Here is a 5,347-nt window from a genome sequence, read left to right as displayed (position 1 = left end):
CCACCCCTCCTTGTTTCAGCTCCGCTTCCAGGGCTTCGGAGGCGGCATGAAGCGCCATCGCGCCGATCGTGCCGGCCGCGCCTTTGAGTTTATGCACCCGCTCTTGGGCCGCGGCCCGGTCTTTGGCCGCAATCAAGGCTTCGATTTCCTCCGGCAAGCCCCGGCAGTTGTCGCTGAACGTCAACAGCAAGCGGATCGCCAGTTCCTGGTTGTGGCCGATCATCTCCAACAGGTTGCGCAAGTCTAAACCCGGCAATGTCGCGACCTTCAGCAATTCGGCGCTTTGGGGCGAAGCGCCAAGCGCCGGCGGCTGAAGCCATTTGACCAGCGTCCACATCAGTTTCTTCGAATTGATCGGTTTGGCGATGAAGTCGTTCATGCCGGCCCCGGCACAGCGCTCGCGTTCCTCCTGGGTGACGCCGGCGGTCAAGGCAATAACCGGCAACCCGGCAAAACGGGCTTGGCTGCGGATCTGCTTGGTCGCTTCAAAACCGTCCATGGCCGGCATATGCACGTCCATCAGCACCGCATCGAAAGCCTCCCTCTCCAATAGCGCGAGCGCTTCCAGGCCGTTCTCGGCGATCTCGACCTGGATGCCGGCCAAGNGTTTGCCGAAATCGCCCTGGGCCGACAGCGGCGCCCTGGAACGGTGTTGCGCAGGCAAGGCTGACAATCCCAGCACCAATTCGAAGCTGAATCGGCTGCCCTGGCCGGGCGCGCTGGCGACGACGAATTCGNGCAGCAAGTTATGGCTGATCACCAGGCCCAGACCGGTGCCGCCGAAGCGGCGGGTGATCGAACCGTCCACCTGGCTGAACGGCTGGAACAATTTTTCTCTATCGGCTTCGGACATGCCGATGCCGGTATCGGTCACGCTAAACACTAACTTGGCTTCCGACCGGATCATGCTCCGGACGTTGACTGTCAGCATAACCTGGCCCTGTTCGGTAAATTTGATCGCATTGCCGAGCAGGTTGATCAGCACTTGTTGCAAGCGCAGCGGATCGCCTATTAAGCCGCGCGGAACCTCAGCTGCCACAGTCATGTTGAAGTCGAGGTGTTTTTCCTTGGCCTGATCGGCGAATAAGTTGCGGATATTGTCCAATATTTCGTCAAGATCGAACGGGCTGTTCTCGATAGTTAACCGCCCTGCCTCGAGTTTGGAAAAATCGAGGATGTCGTTCAGGATGCTCAGCAGGTTATTCGACGAACTGCTGATTTTTTCCAGGTAATCCCGCGTCTCGGCAGAAATCTCTTTATTCAATGCCAGGTGCGACAGACCGATGATCGCATTCATCGGCGTGCGGATCTCGTGCGACATGTTGGCGAGAAACTCGCCTTTGGCTCTATTGGCGTTATCTGCTGTCAATTTAGCCTGGCGCAGGGCTTCTTCGGCTCTTTTGGAGGCAGAGATATCTTCAACGATAGACCAGATGTAATCGTTATTGTCCGTTCCTTTAACCAAGACTCCATTCAGCCGCAAAGGAACGAGGCTGCCGTCCTTACGTTGATATTCCTTTTCATAGGGGCCATAGCGGCCTATTTGCCTGAGTAACTGGAGTTGCTGCTGCTCTATAGCGTTGTATTTTTTGGGCGTCAGCTGCCAATAATCGATGGCTTTGAGTTCGTCGGAAGAATAACCGCAAATATGGCGGAAAGCCTCGTTGAACTCGACGAATTGCCCGTTCATGTCGGTCATTGCGATACCCAGCGGCGAAAGTTCAAATAATTTGCGTAGTTTGACTTCACTTTTCTCCAACGCATTTTGGGCGATATATTGTTCGGTGATATCTTGAGCAATCCCAAGATAACCGCTGACTTCGCCTTGTATACCGCGAATAGGGGTCACAACCAGAGTAACCTTTAGCTGCGAGCCATCCTTGCGCACATAAGTCCATTCGCGAGTTTCCTGCCCCAATTGGCGGGCCTTAAGCACAAAGATTTCAAAGCCGGAAACGGGATAATTCAATTCGGACGTCAGCTCATGCCCACGGTACTCAATTTCCTCGGCTAAATGAATAATGACAGGTGTCTGCCTGCCTATCATTTCATCTGCGCAATAGCCCAGCATGAGTTCGGCGCCGCGGTTGAACGTCGTAATCAATCCATCGGCATCGGTCGCGATGATACTGACATCGGTGGCCGCAAAAAGCACATTTTCCAATGCTTCTTTGGAGCTGTTACTGTCATCCAATGCGCATTGCAAACGGTTCTCGCTCTCTACCAGCGCAGCTGTCCGTTCTTCTACAAGCCGTAGCAGCAAGCTCCCGCGGCCGGATGAGACCATAACGAATACACTGACTATGCTGCTTAATATCAAGCCGGCCAATAAGATCAGCCATATGTTGTCTGAGTGATGGTAGGAAAAGTAAGCCAATGAAGGAAAGACTTCGAACCGCCATGACCGGCCTCCTACTGAAATAACTGAACGGCTCATCAGAGAAAAATTTCTTCCGAACAAACCTTTTTCTTGCAGGGTAACAGGATCCGCTCCTTTCGAATCGCTGGAAAAAGCCAATTGCTCTGCTGCCGGAGCTGTCTCGTCAATAAGCCTGTAGAATAAATTTTCTCTATTCAACTCTTTAAACGCAACGCCAACAATGTCTTCGATCCGAAATGCCTCTACCACGTAACCTAAAATATTGCGCTGCCTGTCCTCCGGGGTTTGGTGAGGGAGGCCATTACGGTAAATGGGCATAAACGCGAGAACGCCATATTGATCGCCGCGTTCCTGAATTAGCGTAATCGGGGCGGTTATCGCAATCTCACCAGTATCCCTCGCCCGGTTAATGGCCTCTCGCCGAATATCATTGGAATACAGGTCATAACCCAATACGTTTTCGTTGCCCTGATAAGGTTCAACGAAACTAATCGGGACATATTCCGGACGACTCCCCGCCCGGATAAGCCGATTATCACCGGTATCGCGTTCTGTAATATTAAAATCATGAAAGCCTTCCCGCTTCAGGCTTGTTTCGAATCCGTCCCGCGCGGAAGATAAAACAACCGGACTCCATTCCAGCGCCTGAATGCCTTGTAAATTAGTCAAAGGATGCGCTGCGAAGGTTCGGAATTCTTCCCTGCCAACCGCTGTCGAAGCGGCGTAGAGACTTTCGAGAGAACGTAACACCTCGGTATGAGTTATAACCGATTTTTCCAACGCTACTTTCAACGCGGCCGATTGCCGATTAAATTCAAACTTTAATTGTTCACTGTCGTTTTGCGACTCATAAAAAACGCCTATTGTTGTCAGCACGAACATCGCGGTAATCGGCAGAGTTATCGCTATTCGTCTGTTACGCCAAAGTTCGCTGGAATGCCGCGCCCAAATCAAAACAAGCGGGGTAAAGATAAATACCCCCAATGCATCCCCCAGCCACCACGTTCCCCAGCTGGCCAGAAAATTAGTCGTAGGAATCCGCGCAGTAGCCACTAAGGCTGAGACGGAGATAGTCGAATTGACCAAAGTGCTTAAAATGCCGCTAAAGAAAAAGAACAATAAGACTTCTTTCTCTCGTGTAAGCGAGTTGGGAAACCCGGCATAGCGGTAAACTAAATAAGCGCCGGCAACTGCTTGCAAGCTTGCTCCACAGCTCATAGCCAGAGTAATGACGACCGACGTGAGAATTTCTGTAAGAGAACCGGCGACTAAAGCGTTTGAAAAATTAACCAGAAACGCTCCCAACAGTATGCCCGGCCAAACCCGATACCCGTAAGTCAAAATACCTGCCAAAGCGATACCGGACGGCGGCCAGACGGCCGTTGCGTAGCCGGGGGGAATAGCCAGCAATGTGCCGAGCTTGCCGGTTACAGAATAGGCAAAGGCCACCCCTATAATTTGCAATACCCACTCATAAGACCGAACCGGTGGCGAGTTAACGGCAGAAAGCTTACAATTATCTTGAGGCATATGAATATGGCATTGTTTTTTCTATATTTTTGGTCAGCATAAACTGAATAGTCATGGAAAAATTTTATCCATGGCCTGAGCAGGCATCTACTCTATCCGTTCTTTAGTGAAAGCACACCCGGTTTCGCCTACCCTTTGCCATATAAAGCGCTTTGTCTGCCGCATCTCTCAACATCTGCGGCAGGAAATTTTTCGTGATCTTGGCTTGAGTGGCAGCCCCCACGCTAATAGTAACCACAGACCCCGCTCCGGAATAGGCGTGAGGTAAGCCAAGTTTTTGGATATTTTTACGTAAGCGTTCGGCAATCTGCAAAGCAGATAGCCGATCCGTTCCCGGCAGAATCGCCACAAACTCCTCGCCGCCGTAACGCGCCACCAAATCTCTCGGACGAAGCACACTTTTCGATAGCTCCGCGGCGACCATTTTCAAGCATTCGTCGCCGGCGCTATGTCCGTAATAGTCGTTGAACTGCTTGAAATGATCGATGTCGATCATTAACAGCGAAAGCGATTTGGCATTGCGGATAGCGAGTTTCAATTCCGTTGCCAACGCCTCGTCGAAACGGCGGCGATTCGGAATACCGGTCAGTGCATCGAGTAATGACAAGGATTCCAGCAGGTCGGCTTGTTGCTTGAGGCGAATATGGTTACGGATCCGCGCCTTGGCAATCGCAACCACAAACGGCTTGCCGATATAGTCAACGGCCCCCAAATTCAATCCCAATTCTTCGTCGGCATCGGCATTCTTGGCCGTCACAAAAATCACCGGAATATTTTGCGTATGCACGTCTTCCTTTAGATGCCGGCATACTTCAAAGCCATCCATGCCGGGCATCATCACATCCAGCAGAATCAGGTCCGGCCGCTCGCGTTGCGCAATTCTCAGCGCATCGACTCCATTGCTCGCCGCTTTGATTCGGTACGCAGAACTTAAGGCCTCCTCAAGAATCGCCGCATTGGACGGAACATCGTCAACAACTAAAATCATTGGCCGTTGCTGAGTGTTAAAGCTGAGTTGAGCAGCTTGTCTGCTCAAACGAAACTTATGCCCTTTGGGTATAATCATTAAGTCTCCTGAATATCCGGTAGTTCGGCAAGTTGGCGCAAAGTCCGGCGGGCTTGGTCGTAGTGAAGGTCGCTAATCTGCCGGCGCAAGCAGGCAAACACATCCAGTTGGTCCATGTCCAGATGCAGTTTAAGCGTATTCAACAAGGCTTCGGAAATGAAGTCGTTGTCTTGCAGCCGTTGGTCCAGTCCTGCGGCGGCAAGGTTCAGCGCGTCGCGGTCGCCGGCCTCCGGCAGCATATCTTCGTGCGGATGCAGGGCGGCAATCGCCGCCAGGGTCCGCTCCGCAACTTCCCGGAAGTGCTCAAGGCTCAAGACCACCCCTCCTTGTTTCAGCTCCGCTTCCAGGGCTTCGGAGGCGGCATGAAGCGC

3 protein-coding genes are annotated in these 5,347 nt (G+C 52.2%); all 3 read right to left on the bottom strand.

Features of this window, described 5'->3' with window-relative positions:
• On the bottom strand, window positions 1–3,910 hold a 3,910-nt coding region (locus tag EKO24_RS00665), incomplete at its 3' end, for a CHASE domain-containing protein (protein WP_143733134.1).
• A 103-nt stretch (window positions 3,911–4,013) separates the two neighbouring features.
• The gene (locus EKO24_RS00660; RefSeq protein WP_127030615.1) at window positions 4,014–4,976 is read right to left on the bottom strand and encodes a diguanylate cyclase; all 963 of its coding nucleotides are present in this window, start codon (window positions 4,974–4,976) and stop codon (window positions 4,014–4,016) included.
• Window positions 4,976–5,347, bottom strand: a 372-nt coding sequence (locus EKO24_RS22490) for a hypothetical protein (RefSeq protein WP_161990540.1), incomplete at its 5' end; no start/stop codon positions are given. The genes EKO24_RS22490 and EKO24_RS00660, both read right to left, overlap by 1 nt.

The sequence above is a fragment of the Candidatus Methylobacter oryzae genome, from assembly GCF_003994235.2.
GTDB classification, from domain to species: domain Bacteria; phylum Pseudomonadota; class Gammaproteobacteria; order Methylococcales; family Methylomonadaceae; genus Methylobacter_A; species Methylobacter_A oryzae.
This window is presented reverse-complemented; position numbering and strand designations above follow the sequence as displayed.